At 71.6% G+C, this 15,359-nt stretch carries 13 protein-coding genes; 7 read left to right on the forward strand and 6 right to left on the reverse strand.

Features of this window, described 5'->3' with window-relative positions:
• Nucleotide 1: 1 nt before the first annotated feature.
• Both SK571_RS40165 and SK571_RS40170 read left to right on the forward strand, forming a co-directional pair.
• Nucleotides 2-550 (forward strand): DUF1349 domain-containing protein, encoded by a 549-nt coding sequence (locus tag SK571_RS40165; RefSeq protein ID WP_319989352.1) that lies wholly within the window; start codon nucleotides 2-4, stop codon nucleotides 548-550.
• A gap of 4 nt (nucleotides 551-554) precedes the next feature.
• On the forward strand, nucleotides 555-1,373 hold the full coding sequence (locus tag SK571_RS40170) for an SURF1 family cytochrome oxidase biogenesis protein (protein WP_319989353.1): 819 nt from the start codon (nucleotides 555-557) through the stop codon (nucleotides 1,371-1,373).
• Here the strand turns inward: SK571_RS40170 and SK571_RS40175 are convergent.
• Entirely contained in the window at nucleotides 1,281-2,213 is a 933-nt protein-coding gene (locus SK571_RS40175; protein WP_319989354.1) for a cobalamin biosynthesis protein, read from the reverse strand. The genes SK571_RS40170 and SK571_RS40175 overlap by 93 nt on opposite strands.
• Nucleotides 2,214-2,285: 72 nt before the next feature.
• Between SK571_RS40175 and SK571_RS40180 the strand changes: the two genes are divergently transcribed.
• Genes SK571_RS40180 through SK571_RS40190 form a run of 3 tightly spaced genes read left to right on the forward strand, consistent with a single transcriptional unit; the run spans nucleotide 2,286 to nucleotide 8,976 of the window.
• Nucleotides 2,286-3,758 carry a DUF2397 domain-containing protein gene (locus SK571_RS40180; protein ID WP_319989355.1) on the forward strand — a complete coding sequence of 491 codons (1,473 nt, stop codon included), beginning with the start codon at nucleotides 2,286-2,288 and terminating at the stop codon, nucleotides 3,756-3,758.
• Nucleotides 3,755-4,951: a TIGR02678 family protein gene (locus SK571_RS40185; RefSeq protein ID WP_319989356.1), complete on the forward strand. Its 1,197-nt coding sequence runs from the start codon at nucleotides 3,755-3,757 to the stop codon at nucleotides 4,949-4,951. The genes SK571_RS40180 and SK571_RS40185 overlap by 4 nt, the downstream gene beginning before the upstream one ends.
• Nucleotides 4,948-8,976 (forward strand): TIGR02680 family protein, encoded by a 4,029-nt coding sequence (locus SK571_RS40190; RefSeq protein WP_319989357.1) that lies wholly within the window; start codon nucleotides 4,948-4,950, stop codon nucleotides 8,974-8,976. Before SK571_RS40185 ends, SK571_RS40190 begins: the two co-directional genes overlap by 4 nt.
• Here SK571_RS40190 and SK571_RS40195 read toward each other — a convergent pair.
• Both SK571_RS40195 and SK571_RS40200 read right to left on the reverse strand, forming a co-directional pair.
• Complete coding sequence (locus SK571_RS40195) at nucleotides 8,973-9,713, reverse strand: maleylpyruvate isomerase family mycothiol-dependent enzyme (RefSeq protein ID WP_319989358.1); 741 nt, start codon at nucleotides 9,711-9,713, stop codon at nucleotides 8,973-8,975. The two genes, SK571_RS40190 and SK571_RS40195, sit on opposite strands and share 4 nt — an antisense overlap.
• Nucleotides 9,710-10,321 (reverse strand): TetR/AcrR family transcriptional regulator, encoded by a 612-nt coding sequence (locus SK571_RS40200; protein WP_319989359.1) that lies wholly within the window; start codon nucleotides 10,319-10,321, stop codon nucleotides 9,710-9,712. The genes SK571_RS40195 and SK571_RS40200 overlap by 4 nt, the downstream gene beginning before the upstream one ends.
• A gap of 134 nt (nucleotides 10,322-10,455) precedes the next feature.
• Here SK571_RS40200 and SK571_RS40205 point away from each other — a divergent pair, with 134 nt between their 5' ends.
• Nucleotides 10,456-11,466: a DUF2399 domain-containing protein gene (locus SK571_RS40205; RefSeq protein WP_319989386.1), complete on the forward strand. Its 1,011-nt coding sequence runs from the start codon at nucleotides 10,456-10,458 to the stop codon at nucleotides 11,464-11,466.
• Nucleotides 11,467-11,557: 91 nt separating this feature from the next.
• On the forward strand, nucleotides 11,558-11,728 hold the full coding sequence (locus SK571_RS40210; protein ID WP_319989360.1) for a hypothetical protein: 171 nt from the start codon (nucleotides 11,558-11,560) through the stop codon (nucleotides 11,726-11,728).
• Between the two features lie 16 nt (nucleotides 11,729-11,744).
• Here SK571_RS40210 and nudC read toward each other — a convergent pair whose 3' ends face one another.
• Genes nudC through SK571_RS40225 form a run of 3 tightly spaced genes read right to left on the reverse strand, consistent with a single transcriptional unit; the run spans nucleotide 11,745 to nucleotide 15,357 of the window.
• The gene (gene nudC, locus SK571_RS40215) at nucleotides 11,745-12,692 is read right to left on the reverse strand and encodes an NAD(+) diphosphatase (protein ID WP_319989361.1); all 948 of its coding nucleotides are present in this window, start codon (nucleotides 12,690-12,692) and stop codon (nucleotides 11,745-11,747) included.
• On the reverse strand, nucleotides 12,689-14,077 hold the full coding sequence (locus SK571_RS40220; RefSeq protein ID WP_319989362.1) for a M16 family metallopeptidase: 1,389 nt from the start codon (nucleotides 14,075-14,077) through the stop codon (nucleotides 12,689-12,691). Before SK571_RS40220 ends, nudC begins: the two co-directional genes overlap by 4 nt.
• Nucleotides 14,074-15,357, reverse strand: coding sequence for a M16 family metallopeptidase (locus SK571_RS40225; RefSeq protein ID WP_266041001.1), 1,284 nt, complete (start codon nucleotides 15,355-15,357; stop codon nucleotides 14,074-14,076). The genes SK571_RS40220 and SK571_RS40225 overlap by 4 nt, the downstream gene beginning before the upstream one ends.
• Nucleotides 15,358-15,359 lie beyond the last annotated feature (2 nt).

Here is a 15,359-nt window from a genome sequence, read left to right on the forward strand (position 1 = left end):
CATGGACCTCACCGCCTGGACCTGGCTCAACGAGCCGCGAAAGTGGTCGGCCACCCCGCTGACCGTGCACGCCGACCCGAGCAGCGACTTCTGGCGCCTCACCGGCAACGGCGTGATCCGCGACAACGGCCACCTCTACGGCATGAGCCTCACCGGCGACTTCACCATCACCGCCACCTTCAGCGGCGAGTACGCGGCGCAGTACGACCACGCGGGCGTCGGGCTGCTGGCCGACGGCGAGAACTGGATCAAGGCCGGGGTCGAGGTGTTCGACGGGAAACTGCAGGCCAGCACCGTTGTGACGCGGGGTTTCTCGGACTGGAACCTGGCGCTCGTGGAGCCGTTCGAGCGGTTCACCGTCAGTGCCGAACGCAAGGGTGACGCCGTCTGGGTGCGGTACGGGACCGACGGGCAGGAGCCGGTGAACGTGCTGCGCAAGGCGTACTTCCCGCCCGGTGTGGAGGTCAAGGTGGGGATCATGGCGGCGAGCCCGGAGGGCGAGGGGTTCGTGACCCAGTTCCACGAGGTCCAGCTCACGCAACTACCGTGAGGACGTGCGGTTCAAGTTCCTCCTCAAGCCGGGCTGGCTGGCGCTGACCCTGGCCGTCTGGGTGTTCGCGGGTGCCTGCATCTACCTCCTGTCGCCGTGGCAGTTCGGCCGCAACGACGAACGCCAGGAGCAGAACTCCGCCATCACCAAGTCGCTGAAGAGCGATCCCGCCCCGTTCGGGGCGAAGCACGACGAGTGGCAGAAGGTCGAGATCAAGGGCCGCTACCTGCCGGAGCTGGAAGCGCTCGCACGGCTGCGCACGGTCCAGGGCGAGGCGGCGTTCGAGGTCATCACGCCGTTCGAGACCACCACGGGCCACAAGGTCCTGATCGACCGCGGGTATGTGCGCCCGGTCAACGGCATCAAGCCGCCGGACTTCGACGCGCCTCCCACCGGCGAGGTCACGCTCATCGGGCTCGCGAGGCCCAACGAGTCGAACGACCAGCCCGCGTTCGAGCAGGACGGCCGCAAGCAGATCTACTCGATCAACAACAACGCGGTCGGGCCGGGCATCGAACCCGGTTACTACCAGCTGATCGAGAAGCAGCCCGGTGCGCTGGACACGTTGCCGCTGCCCCGGCTCGAGTCCGGGCCGTTCTTCTCCTACGCGCTGCAGTGGATCGCGTTCGGCGTGATGGCGGTCGGGGGCTGGCTGTACTTCACGATCCGCGAGGCACGACCGGGTGGCGTGCTCTACGAGGGCAAGAAAAAGAAGAAGTCGATCGCCGAGCTACTTGCGGAAGAGGGCGATGACGGCGCTGACGAAGCCGGCGCCGAAGCCCACGACCCGGGACAGCTCCACGGCACGCGTCACGTGACCTGAGTCCGGGCTGCGGCCGTGGCCGAGGACCGGGCGCTCTTCCACGCCGTGCGAGTAGACGGTGCGGCCGCCCAGCCTGATCTCCAGGGCGCCCGCGAAGGCCGCCTCCACCTGGCCCGCGTTGGGCGACGGGTGCGCTGACGCGTCACGGCGCCAGGTCTCCAGCGCCTGCGAGGCCGAGCCGCCGACGACCGGTGCTCCGCCGACCGTCAGCAGGGCCGCGAGGCGCGACGGCACCAGGTTCAGCAGGTCGTCCAGGCGGGCCGAGGCCCAGCCGAACCGCAGGTGGCGCGGGGACTTGTGGCCGACCATCGCGTCCAGGGTGTTGGCGGCGCGGTAGCCCAGGAGGCCGGGCACACCGGCCACCGCACCCCAGAACAGCGGCGCCACGACGGCGTCCGAGGTGTTCTCGGCCACGGACTCCACGGTCGCGCGCGCCAGGCCCGTGGTGTCGAGCCGGGCCGCGTCACGGCCGCACAGGCTCGGCAGCCGCGTCCGGGCCGCGTCGAGGTCTCCGTCGGCCAGTTCCCGGCCCATCGACGTGCCCTCGGTGGCCAGCGAGTTGCCGCCGAGCACCGTCCAGGTCGCCAGCGCCGTGGTCGCCGTCTGCAGCAGCCAGTGCTTGCGCGAGGCCCGTTCCACCGCCACGCCCAGGGCCACGGTGCCGCCGACCAACACGGCGGAGTAGACGGCCCCGGCGGCCTGCGAGTCGGCGTACAGCCGCTTCTCGAGGGCCGCGGCGGACGTCCCGAATGCCGCTACCGGGTGAAATCGGCGTGGATCACCGAACACCGCGTCCGCGGCCACGCCCAGCAACAACCCCAACGCGCGCCCCGCACCCAAGGCATCCTCCCCAGCTCGTCGACGGCACGGTAGCGCCGCGGCGGACGAGCGCGCGCATTAGGGTGGCCGGTCGTGGAGCACAAGCGGCTGAAGCTGTACGCCTATCTGGACGCGCGCGATCATCAGCGCACGTACCTGGCGATCATGCGGCTGTTCACCTCCACGCTGCTGGCGGATCTGAGCGCGGGCGAGGTCGCGGGGGCGCTGGCCGGGCAGGAGCGCGAGGGCCGCGTCGAGCAGGGCGAGAGCCGCATCGAGAACGTCATCAACCGCCTCAAGCAGCTCGTGGAGTGGGGCAACCTCGTCCAGGGCCGGCGTGAGGTCGTCGCCGCCAGCATCGCCGAGTTCCAGCACGGCAGCGTGCGCTACCAGGTCTCCAAGCTGGCCGTCCGCGTCCAGCGCGACGTCGACGAGCTGCTCCGGGTCCCGGAGGGCGCCCGCGAGGTCTCCCGCGAACTGCTCCCCGCGATCGAACGCGGCCTCAACGAGCTGGGCGGATCGCTGTCCGTCGCCCTGCTCAACGAGGGCGACAGGACCAGGGAGCTGCTGGCCGAACGCGTCACGACGCTGTTCCTGCAGCACGCCGAACTCGCCGCGACGGTCCGCGACTTCTACGCCTACCTCGGCCAGGTCGTCACGAGGAACCACCTGGCGCCCGAGGAGATCGCGGGCTTCCGGAACCTGCTGGTCGAGTACATCCAGCGGGTCGTCGAGGACGTCCTGAAGTACACGCCCCCGATCGCGGAGGCCCTCGCCGGCCTCACGAAGGCCCGCACCGAGCTCCTGCGGCTGCTCGGCACCGACCTCGGCCACAACGTCGAACGCGCCCGCGGCCGGACGCCGGAGGACTGGCAGGAGCTGACGGACTGGTTCGTCGACCGCCCTGGCCGCCCGAGCCAGGTCACGGCCCTGCGCGAGGCCACGGCGCGCGCCATCGGCAGCCTCCTGGCCAGCGTGAAGCGCGCGACGTCCGGCGGAGGACTGCTGCCCGGCCGCCGCGCCGAACTGCTCAAGCTCGCGAGCTGGTTCGACAACGCGACCAGGGAGGAAGCGCACGAGATCTACGCCTCCGCGTTCGGTCTCTACAGCGCCCGCCACCTCTCCCCCGCGCCCGAGCACGACTCGGACAACGAGCGCACGCCGTGGCGCGACGGCCCGGTCTGCGACGTCACCGTGAGCGTCCGGACCCGGGGCGACCGGGGCGGGCGCGGCAGGCCGTCCAGGATCCTCGACGACCCCATGACCGAGCAGTCGCTGCTGGCGGAGGCGCGCGAGGCGGACGAGATCCGCGCGAGGCACGTCGCGGAGCTCACCAACGCCGCCGGAAACCTGGAGAACACCACGCTCACGCACGGCGCGTTGGAGGTCTTCTGCGAGCTGTTGACGCTCGCGATGGCCCAGCGCGACTCCCCGAACGACAGCGGCTCGGCCAGCGACCCCGTGCGCGGCCTCAAGCTGGAGATCGCCCGCGGCACGACGACCCAGATCCGGTCGGCCGCCGGGACGCTCACCCTGCACGACGCGACGGTGGCACTGAAGCGATGAACCACTTGGACAACCTCTCCGACATCGACGCCGCGAACGTGGTGCGATGCGCGCGCACGTTGCTGCGCAGGCCTTTGCTGCGCACGGACGGCCCGGACGGCGAACTGCTCAGCCTCGTCTACCGGCACCGCGCGACCCTCCAGGACCTGTTCGCGGGGCTGCTCGGCTACCGGCTGGTCGTGGAACGCCGGTTCGCGCGCCTGTACAAGTCCGGTCCCGGCAACGACGACACGCGCGGCGTGCTCAGCATGTCCCCGCGCGGGTACGCCTACCTGGCGCTGACGCTCGCGGTCCTCACCGGCATCGGCCGGCAGACGTTGCTCAGCAGGCTGGTCGCCGACATCCGTTCCGCCGCAGCAGAAGCAGGCATCGACGCACCGGACGACGTCACCGAACGGCGTGCGCTCACCGCGGCCCTGCGCCACCTCGTCTCGCTCGGCGTGCTGCACGAGACCGAGGGTTCGGTCGCCCAGGACGTGCTGCCGCAGGAAGCGCTGATCACGATCGACACCGACCTGCTGGGCCAGCTCGTGACGGGCCCGGTGGGCGAGGCCCAGAGCCCCGCCCACCTCGTCGAACTGGCGGCACGCCCCGGCCCGCGCGGCATCGAGCACGCGGTGCGGCGCAGGCTGGTCGAGACGCCGCTGGTGCTCTACGCGGACCTGCCGGCCGAGCAGGCGGAGTGGCTGCGCCGCAACCAGCGCAAGGAGACCGCGTTGCTGGAGCAGGCTTTCGGCCTGCACACCGAGTGCCGCGTCGAGGGCGTGCTCGCCGCGGATCCCGAGGACTTCCTGACCGACCTGTCGTTCCCCGGTGTCTCGACGGTCGCGCGGATCACGCTGCTGGCTCTGCCCGACCTGCTCGACGGCGAGGAGGAGGACGCGCCCGCCCGGCACGTCGTCACCGTCGAACGCCTCCGCGAGGTCTGCGCCGGTCTGGTCGAGGACTACCCCGCGGCGTGGTCGAAGCAGTTCACCGACGACCTCGACCGGCTGGTCGCCGAGGTGACGGAACTCCTGCGCCGCATGGGCTTGGCGGCGCGGACGGACGACGGCTCGTGGTCGATCAGCGCGGCCGCGCACCGCTGGCTGCCGTCCCCCGACGGCGACCCGGAACGAGAACAACAACCGGAACCCGTTGTGGTGCCCGAAATACCGAGCTGGTCCCTGTTCGACGAGGAGAACGTTTCATGAGCAGGTGGCGGCTGCACCGCGGCGGCGTGGTCAACATCTGGCAGTACACCGAGCAGACGTTCGACTTCTCCGGTGGCCGCGCGATCTTCCAGGGCACCAACGGTTCCGGCAAGTCCCGCACGCTGGAGCTGCTGCTCCCGCTGTGCCTGGACGGCGACCTTCGCCAGGTCGGCTCCAAGGGCTTCGACACGGTCAGCCTGCGGCGCCTCATGCTGGACGACTACGACGGCGGCCCGAACCGCATCGGCTACACGTGGGTGGAGCTGATCCGCGAGGCCGCCGACCACTCCGGCAACGAGTACCTGACGTGCGGCCTGGGCGTGAAGGCGTCGAAGACCTCGCAGGCCATCACGGACTCGTGGCGCTTCGTCACGCCGATGCGGGTCGGCACGGAACTGCAGCTCGCGGGCCCGGAACGCGTTCCGCACGGCCCGGCGCAGCTGCGGGACCTCATCGGCGCGGACTGCATGTTCGAGGAGCCGGCGTTCCGCGCGAAGATCGCCGAGACCGTCTACGGCGTGCCGGCCGCGCGCTACGGCGACCTGCTGCACCTGCAGCGGACGCTGCGCAACCCGGACGTCGGCCTGAAGGTGCTGGAGGGCCAGCTCGAACAGATCCTGAGCGACGCCCTGCCGCCGCTGGACCAGGCGATGGTCGAGCAGCTCGCGACGTCGTTCGACGACCTGGAGTCGATCCGCGAGAACATCGTGCGACTGTCCTCGGCGGACAGTGCGCTCGGCACGTTCCTCAAGACCTACAGCGACTACGCGTTCGGCGGGCTGCGGTCCGCGGCCGAACGGCTGGAGGCCGCCGAGAAGTCCGTGGCGAAGCTGCAGCGCGAGCAGTCGAAGCTCACGCAGGAACTGGACCTCACGCGGATGGAGCGCGCGGCGGCCGAGCAGGCGCTGGCCGACATGGAGACCGGTGAGCAGCAGGCCGAGGAGACCATCGCGGCGCTGAAGGAACTTCCGGCGTTCCGCGATCTGCAGGACCTCAAGACGCGCGAGAACCTGGTGGCGGAGAAGCGTTCCTCCGCCGTCGCCGCCCTCGAGACGGCCCACCGCCAGCGCGCCCAGGAGGAGGCGGCCGTCGACAACGTGCTGCGCCTGCTGCGCCGCCTCGCCGAGGACCTCCAGGCAGCCGACGCGCTGAGCGAGCCGTTGCGCGAGAACCTGCGTCTCGCGGGCATGGACCCGGACCTCGCGCCGGACGTGCCGCAGGTCCCGGCCGCCGAGGCAGGCGTGACCACGGCTTCGGTGCGGGCCAAGCCCGATCCCGAGGCCGGGCCGCTGCCGATCGAACGCCGCGTGCCCCCGGCCGCCGCGACCGAGGACGTGCTGACCGCGCTGACGTCCGTGATCGACCAGACCTCGGGCATCGCTTCCCTTGCCCGTCAACGGGGTGCGCTCGCCCTGGCCCTGCACGAGCAGGCGCTGGCCCTGGACGCGCAGCAGCGCGAGGTGGAGTCGTTGCGGCAGAAGGCCCGCGACGCCCAGCTCAGCGCGACCGAGGCGACCTCGTTGCGCAACCAGGAGATGCAGGAGCTGGCCGAGGTCGTGCAGGCCTGGCTGGAGCAGGTCGAGGTGTGGACGTCGAGCGGCCCGTTGCTCGACGAACGTCCCGCCGAGGCCCTGAAGCTGCCGCAGACCGCCGATCCGGCCGCCGCGCGGACGCTGAGCACGACCGCCCGCGAATGGGCGGCACCGCTCGTGCAGGCGGCTCGCGACGCCGCGCACGCGTTCACCCAGCAGCGCACCGAACTGCGGGCGCGGCTCGACACGCTCGACGAGGAGCTCGTCGGCCTGCGTTCGGGCAACGAGCGGGTGCCGGTGCCCGGCCAGTACACGTCGGCGGACCGCGATTCCGCTGCTGGAGCGCCCTTCTACCGGCTCGTCGACTTCGTGCCGGCGCTGACCGACGACGAACGGGCCGGGCTGGAGGCCGCGTTGCAGGCGAGTGGCCTGCTGGACGCCTGGGTGACCCCGGCCGACGCCGACCTGAGCGACGTCCTGGCCGTCCCGAGGCCCGCCGTCGACGGCCGTTCGCTGGCCGACTACCTCGTGCCGGCCGTCGAGGGCTCACCGGTGCCGGAGTCCTTCGTCGCCGACCTGCTCAAAGCGGTGTCGCTGGACGACATGACCACCACCGGCGACTGGCGCACGGGCGTGCTGACCGGCCGCTGGACCAAGCCCGAGGCCGAGTTCATCGGCGCGGGCGCGCGGGAAGCCGCCCGCGGCCGCCGCATCGCCGCCCTGGAGGAGGAACTCGCCGACCTGCGCGCCCGGCTCGGCACCGCCGAGGACGAACTGGCCCGCGCCCACGAGCACGTCGCCACCTGGGAGGCGCACCTCGCGGCGTTCCCCGGCGACGGCGAGCTGATCGCGAAGCACAGCCGCGTCCAGGCCGCCGAGGAGTCGGCCGCACGGGCCCAGCAGCGCACGTTCGAGCTGCGGGAGGCCCTGGAGAACGCGAACTCCCGGCTGGAGGCGGCGCGCAGCGAGCTGACCCGGCAGGCGGCCGACGCCGACCTGTCGTCCGACACCGAGGCACTGCGCCAGGCGCAGGCCGCCGCCTCGGAGGCCCAGCGGACCGCAGACCTGCTCGGTGACGCGGTGAAGAGGCGTTGCCAGGGCACGATCTCCGACCTCACCGACGCCTCGCACCGCTACCACGAGGCCGTCGCCGACCGGCAGACCGCGGAGGCCGACGCCGACGCCCGCTGCGTCGACCACGCGGCCCAGGCCGGGACGCTGGCCGAGCTGACCGACGCGGTCGGCGGTGAGGCCAAGGAGATCAGCGAGCAGCTCACGCAGCTGGAGAAGTCGCGCAAGAAGATGCGCACGGACCTCAAGGGCGTGCGGGAGGGCATCACCACCGCACGCGAGCAGGCCGCGAAGCTGGAAGCGTTGCTGGAGAACAACTCCGCGCAGGTGATCGACGCCTCCGAGGCACTCGAACGGGCCGCGGGGAACTTCCGGGCGACCGTCCGCGCCCCCGGTCTGCTGGCCGCCGCCTTCCCCGAGGCACCCGAGGAAGCCCTGGTGCGCCAGGCCATCGCCGAGACCCCGGACCGGCGCGGCGGCACCGAGGCGACCGTGATCGCGAAGCTGCAGGCGTTGCAGACCTCACTGGCCGGCAGCCACGACATCGCCGCCGAACAGCACGCGGGCCTGCTCACCGTCACCGTGACCGGTGAGGAGGGCGCGAAGCCCGTCGCCGTCGCCGCCCGCCAGGTCACCACGAAGCTGGCCGAGCAGCGCGGGTTCCTCGACGAGCAGTACCAGGGCATCTTCGCCGACTACCTGATCCGCGACCTGGCCGAGTGGCTGCGCGGCCAGATCACCGTCGCCGAGGACCTGACCAAGCGCATGAACGAGGTGCTCGGCCAGGCCCGGTCCAGCCAGGGCGTGCACGTCAAGCTCGCGTGGAAGTCGTCCAGCGCCCTCGACGACTCGACGCGGCAAGCGCTTGCGCTCGTGCGGCTGCCATTCGGCGAACGCACGCCCGAGCAGGACGCCACGCTGCGCCGCGTCTTCACCGAGCGCATCGAGAACGAGCGCGACACGCACTCCGGCGGCTACGCCGAGATCCTGTCGCGCGCCCTCGACTACCGCACGTGGCACCAGTTCACCGTGACCGTCGCCGACACGGGCCCGGACGGCAACCCGCGCGAACGGCGGCTCCGGCAGCTCTCGTCCGGCGAGACCCGGCTGATCTCGTACGTGACGCTGTTCGCGGCCGCGGCGAGCTTCTACGACGCGGTCAGCGACGAGTTCGACCCGCTGCGCCTGGTGCTGCTCGACGAGGCGTTCGAACGTCTCGACGACCCGACCATCGCGCGGATGCTGGGCCTGCTGGTCGACCTCGACATGGACTGGGTGATCACCTGGCCGAGCGGGTGGGGCGTGTCGGACAAGATCCCGCGCATGCACATCTTCGACGTGTTGCGCCCCAAGAACGGCCGGGGCGTCGCGTGCACGCAGACCACGTGGGACGGCGCGGGACTGGACCGGGTCGACCCCTAGAACGGCACCTCGGTGTCCTGCGGGGCGGTCCCGCGGCCGGACAGCGCGCGGCAGAACTCGACCGCGTCGAACTCCAGTTCCGGACCATCCTCGCCCCAGCTGCCTCCCGCGGGCCCGGTCAGCCGCAACCTGACCGGGCTGCCCAGCCGCTCGAACCACTCGCGCACCACGTCGTCGACCAGCACGCCGTCGTGCTCGGCGGTCAGCACCACGGGCGCGCCGGTGGCCCGCGCGATGTCGGTCCGGTGCATCCACGGGTCGCGAGTCATGATCACGTCGGACAGGAACCCGAGGGTCCACGTCTCCTCACGCGCGTTGACCACCTGCGAGGCCGGCATCTTCTGCCTGCGCAGGAACCACGGCATGCGCCGCCGCGCCTTCACCGCCTTCGGGGCCACCTCGGCGTAACGGGCGGCGATGGCAGCGGGAGGCATGTCCGCCCGCTCGGCCACCTGCAGGCCGGTCAGCTCGTCGATGAACACCCCGCCACGTGCCTGCGCCGCCTTCACCTGCCGCAGGCTCTCGCGGATCGAGGCGGACATCTCAACCATCCCGAGCATGTGCGCGGCCATCGCGCGGACGTCCCAGGCAGGACAGTCCGTGGGCTTGCTCCAGTCCTGCGGCGACAGTGCGCCGAGCAGCGCGACGACGCGCTCGTACTCGGTCTCGGCCAGCCGCAGCGCGATGTCGCGATCCAGTGCGGAAGTACGGGGTCTGGCGGCAAGAGCGGCGGTCATGTCGAACTCCTCAGGGACGGTCCGGGCAGGCCGACTTCGTCGGCGAACATGTCGATCACGCGGGACAGTTGCCGCAGCCAGCGGTCGCCACCCGGCTCGTTGGCGAGCTGTCGTTCGAGCAGGCCACCGCACAGGGCGAGGAACAGGTCGATGTCGGCGCCGTCGGTGATGCCGAGCCCGCGCATGGTGTCGTGCAGCAGGCCGATGACCTCGACGGACGGCGCGTAGGCGGCCTCCGAGGGCGTGAAGCCGGGGATGGCGTGCTGGTTCATCAGCTGGTAGCGGGCGGTGTCGGCGAGTGAGAACGCGAAGAAGTGCTCGGCGATCGCCAGAACGGCCTTCCGCGGTGCCGCCGGCAGGGGGCGCTCCCGCATCTCGGCGAGGTAGAGCGTCCAGGCCTGCCCGAACATCGCGTCGTAGATCGCGTTCTTGGAGTCGAAGTGCGAGTACAGCGACGGCGACCGCATCCCGATCATGGCCGCGACCTCGCGCAACGTGACCGCACCCAGCCCGTCGCGGCGCGCGATCTCCCACGCGGCGTCGACGATCTCCCGCCGGGTTGCCTCACGCCGTTCGGCTTGCCTATCACGATTAGGCAGAACGCTCATGGTTAGGAAGAGTCCGCTTCGGGGCTTCCGCTGTCAAGGGCCGGCTGCACCGGGGACGTCGCTGGACCGCGTCGTCGAGCTGCCGGGTGATGTCGTTCTCCAGCGAATCAGGAAACTAGGGTGGTGCCGTGAACATGGACCAGCCCGAGCTGCGGGACTTCTGGCGTCTCGCGCGCGAGACGATGGAGGGCGGCGGCCGGTCGGCGTTCAGCTTCCGCGTCGAGGACGCGCGCACCGCCACCGTCCTGGGTGAGCTCCTGCGCAAGCCGATCGCCCACCCGGCACGCCGGCAGATCTCGCTGGCACGTCTGGACGAACACGTCCGCGCGCACGGGAGCTCGCTGCCCGAGGTCCTGGAATCGGTGCACGGCAAGCCGGTCGGCCTGTCGACGGCCGAGGAGTCCTCGACGGCGGACGCCGTCCTCAGGTTCGCGTTGCGCGAGCACGGTCTGCTGTCGCGTCCGTGGGCCGCCGAGTGGATCGAGCACGTCCGCAGGTACGGCAAGATCCCGCAGCCCGCGTTGCCGATGATCGCGAACCAGGCCGCGGCGATACTCGCGAAGCTCAGTCCCGAACCGCGCCGGTGGACCACGCGGTTCGCCTTGGCGGGCAACGACTTGGACGACGGCCGCCCGCTGGCCCGCATCGCCGGCAAGGCCCTGCGGCTGGCCGGCACCGACTGGGAACGCGCCGGGGTCCTGCCCGACGCCTACAGCGGTCCCGTCCTCACCTCGCAGGGCTACCTGACGCTCAACGACACCCTCGACGCCCCGGCGATCACCGTCGTCCGGTCGCCGCGCCTGCTCGAGTCCGGTGTGCCCGGCCCGTTGATGGTGCTCCCGGACGTACTGACCCCGCAGGCCAGGCACCACCTCGACGGCAGGACCGTCCGGTGCCACAACGACTTCACGCCCGACGGCATCCGCACGGTGAACGAGGTGCTCGCCTGGACCGGCGGAACGGCGTGGCGCATGTCAGCGGCCGACTACCGCGAGGCGGTGGCCACGCTGATCGCGCGGGGCGTCGAGCTGCCGACGCTGAACAGTCGTCCGGAGACCGCGAGCTGGGACCCCGATCTCGCCGAGACCATGGCCACGACGGGCCTGATGGTCACCGAGGAGCACGTGCTGCCGTCACTCCTCTGAGGGCGCGAACCGCTTCACGTCCCACCGCGAACTCCACTCGCTCGTCAGCGACCTGCTCGACCTCCCCGAGGTCAAGACCCGCATCTCCGCGATGGTCCAGGGCACCGACATCCGCTACGAGACGGGCTGCGACCACCCGCTCGCGGGCACGTTCCTGCCCGGCCTGGACCTGGTCGACGGCTTGGGCACGAGCACCGTGGTGGACGGGCTCGACGCCGCGGTCCGCCCGGACGGCTACCTCTCCTGGGTCGGTCCCCGATGAGGATCGCCGTCACCGCCTAGGCCGAGACGGACCAGCTCTGCAGCATCCGGAACGCGATCGACGCACCACCGGCGAGGCCGAGCCCGGGAACGCTGCCCGGCTCCTCGATCGCCTTGCGGACGTCGGCCCGCGACACCCACTTGGCCTCGGCGATCTCGCCCTCGGCGAGCCTCAACGGCTCGGCGGGATCCGCCACGGCCTCGAACCCGATCATCAACGACCGGGGGAACGGCCAGGGCTGGGACCCGAGGTACCGGATGTCCCGCACCGAGACGCCGACCTCCTCGCCGATCTCCCGCGCCACGCAGGCTTCCAGCGACTCGCCGGCCTCGACGAACCCGGCCAGCACGGAGAACCGGCCTTCCGGCCACTCCGGTCCGCGAGCGACGAGGACCTGGTCGGCACCGTCGTGCACGAGGCAGATCACCGCCGCGTCGGTGCGCGGGTACTCCTCCCGGCCGCACCCGGAACAGACCGACGTCCAGCCGGACTTCTCCAGCACCGTCCTGGCCCCGCACTTGGCGCAGTACTTGCCGAGGCGGTGCCACTGGAACAGCGCGGCGGCCGTGGTGAACAGCCCGGCCGACATGTCGTCGAGGGTCGCTCCGGCCTGCCGCAGGTCGAGCCACTGCGGTTCGTCCGTGAGCTCAGGCGGGCCCCAGGCACGGCTCGCCGGCACGGCCTCGTCGTCCTCGGCGGGCATCAGCACGGCGAACCAGGCCACGCCGTCCTGCTCACCGAGCAGGACGGCGTTCACGGGCGGCTGGTCACCGAACTCCAGGGCCGGCCGGTCGGCCAGCCGCGTACCGCGATCGGCGACCAGCGTGCGGCCGCGCGTGTCGACGACGATCATCCGGGCCTTGGGCCAGAGCGCGGCGAGCTTGTCGTCGTCGCCGCGCAACGGCTCGGACCGGTCGATCGAGAACCGCGACAGCGCGGGCAGACCGACTAGTTCGAATGTCACTGGAACGAGACTCCACCCAACGCGGCCAGCTTCGGCTTGAGCAGCTCGGCGTCACCGACGAGCACGCCGGTGAAGTTGCCGGGAGCGAAGAACTCCAGCGCGGCCGCGGCCACCTGCTCCGGCGTGACGGCCGCGAGGCGCTGCGGGTGCGCGACCAGCCAGTCGAGGCCGAGGCCCAGTGCGACGAGGTTCACCAGGAACGACGCCAGGCCGCCCTGCGAGGACGTGCTGGTGAGCAGCGTGCCGACGGCGTAGCTGCGCGCGGTGTCCACTTCGGACTCCGACGGCGGCACGAGACCGAGGCGCGCCAGTTCGTAGCGGGTCTCCAGCAGGGCCGCCGCCGTCACGTCCGAGGCCGTGTCGGCGTCGATCAGCAACGTCGCGCCGTGCACGGTGAACTCGGGGTGCGACCGGGCGCTGTAGGTGTAGCCCTTGTCCTCGCGGATGTTCTCGACCAGGCGCGACGAGAAGAACCCGCCGTAGACCAGGTTCGCGAGCTGCAGCGCCGGGTAGCGCTCGTCGGTGCGCGGGATCGCCTGCGCCGCAAGGCGGATCTGCGACTGCACGGCACCGGCGCGGTGCACGAGCACCAGGTCGCCACCGGACACCTGCGGCAGCGGCGGCAGCTGGACGGCCTCGCCGTCGCCCTGCCACGCCGCCAGCGCCTCGCCGATCTGGGCCACGGCGTCGGCCGGCTCGACGTCGCCGACGACGACGAGGACCGAGCCGCGCGGCAGCAGAGCCTTGGCGTGCAACGCCACCACGTCGTCGCGGGTGACGGCGGCGACCTCGTCGGCCTCCGGCATCTCCTTCGCGTACGGGTGGTCGCCGTACAGGACCTTCTGCAACGCCTCGCGCGCGATGACGCTCGGCTGCGAGCGGGCGATCGTGATGCGCTCGACCAGGCGGGCGCCCTCGCGCTCCAGCTCCTCCGCCGGGTAGGAGGCACCCGTCAGGACGTCGGCCAGCACCTCCAGCACCGTGCCGAGGCCCGAGGCCAGGGCGTTGCCGGTGAAGCTCAGGCGCTCCGGGTCGACCACGGCGTCGAGCTCGCCGCCGACCAGCGCGAGCTCGGTGTCGATCTGCACGCGCGAACGCTTCTCGGTGCCGGTCAGCACGGTGTTCGCGAGGATCTCGGCCACCGCGGCGTGCTGGGAGCCGACGCTGGTGCCGGCCGGGTCCGCGAACGGGACGCGCAGCCGCACCTCGACCATCGGCACGGTGGCACGGCGCACGGCGATGACGCGCAGGCCGTTCGGCAGCGTGGTGTCCACAGTGGACAGCTCGGCGGCCACCTTCTGCGATCCCAGCTCCGGCAGCGGACGGGGACCGGCCTCGGTGCGGCCGATCTCGTCTGCCGAGCGATGGGTCTTGGCGGCGGTCACTGAGCTCCTCCGGTGGGCTTGACGAAGAGAAGGGCGCGGGAGTCGGGACGCAGCGCCTTGGCCGCGGCCGACACCTCGTCGACGGTCACCGAGGCGATCCGCTCCGGCAGTTCGTAGATCAGCTCGGCGCGGCCGAACAGCAGCTCCGCCGAGCCGAGGCCCAGCGTGCGGTTCGTGAGCCGGTCGTGCTCCTTGTGCATGGTCGACGCCCAGCGGGCGGTGACCTTCGCGAGCTCCTCGGCCGACGGCGGCTCCTGCGCGAGCTTCTGCAGTTCCTCGTCGATGGCCGCGACGACCTGGTCCGCGGAGACCTCGGCGGCGTGGATCGCGGTGATGCTGAACGTGTCGGGGTCGCGGGCCTCGAGCGGGCCGAACAGGCCGCAGCCGGCGTTCAGGTCGATCACGATGCCCTCGCGGTGCACGAGGCGCTGCTGCAGGCGCGAGCCGTCGCCGTCCGCCAGCACACCGGCGAGGACGAGGTACGAGAGGTAGCCGTCGATGTCGGTGACCGGGTCGGGCACGCGGTAGCCGATCGCGATCGCGGGCAGCGGGGCCAGCGCGTCGCCGTGCTCGTGGCGCACCTCGCCCTGCGGGGCGGGCTCGGCGAACGAGGGGCGCTCCGGGCGCGGGCGCGCGGGCACGTCACCGAAGTGCTTCTCCACCAACGTCTTCGTGGTCTCGACGTCGAGGTCGCCCGCCACCGTCAGCACCGCGTTCGCCGGGCTGTAGTAGGTGTCGAAGAACTCCGCGCAGTCGTCGACCGTCGCGCTCTCCAGGTCGACGAAGTCGCCGTAGCCGTTGTGCGCGTTGGCGAACGTCTTGAACAGCACCGCGGGCAGGAGGATCCAGGGGAACCCGCCGTACGGGCGGTTCAGCACGTTGAGCCGGATCTCCTCCTTCACCACGTCGATCTGGTTGCGGAGGTTCTCCTCGGTGAGCTTCGGCGCGCGCATGCGGTCCGCTTCGAGGAACAGCGCCCGCTCCAGGGCCGCGGACGGCAGCACCTGGTAGTAGTCGGTGTAGTCCGGGTGTGTGGACCCGTTGAACGTGCCGCCCGACGACTGCACGTGCCGGAAGTGGGCGAGCTTCTCCAGGCTCTCGCTGCCCTGGAACATCAGGTGCTCGAACAGGTGCGCGAACCCGGTGCGCCCCTCCGGCTCGGAACGGAAGCCGACGTCGTAGTGCACGCTGACGCCGACGACCGGTGCGCTGGCGTCGGGGGCGAGCACCACCCGCAGGCCGTTGGGCAACGTGAACCTGTGCAGTTCGGGTGAGGCCATGG

It is taken from the genome of Lentzea kristufekii, from assembly GCF_033949925.1.
GTDB lineage: Bacteria > Actinomycetota > Actinomycetes > Mycobacteriales > Pseudonocardiaceae > Lentzea > Lentzea kristufekii.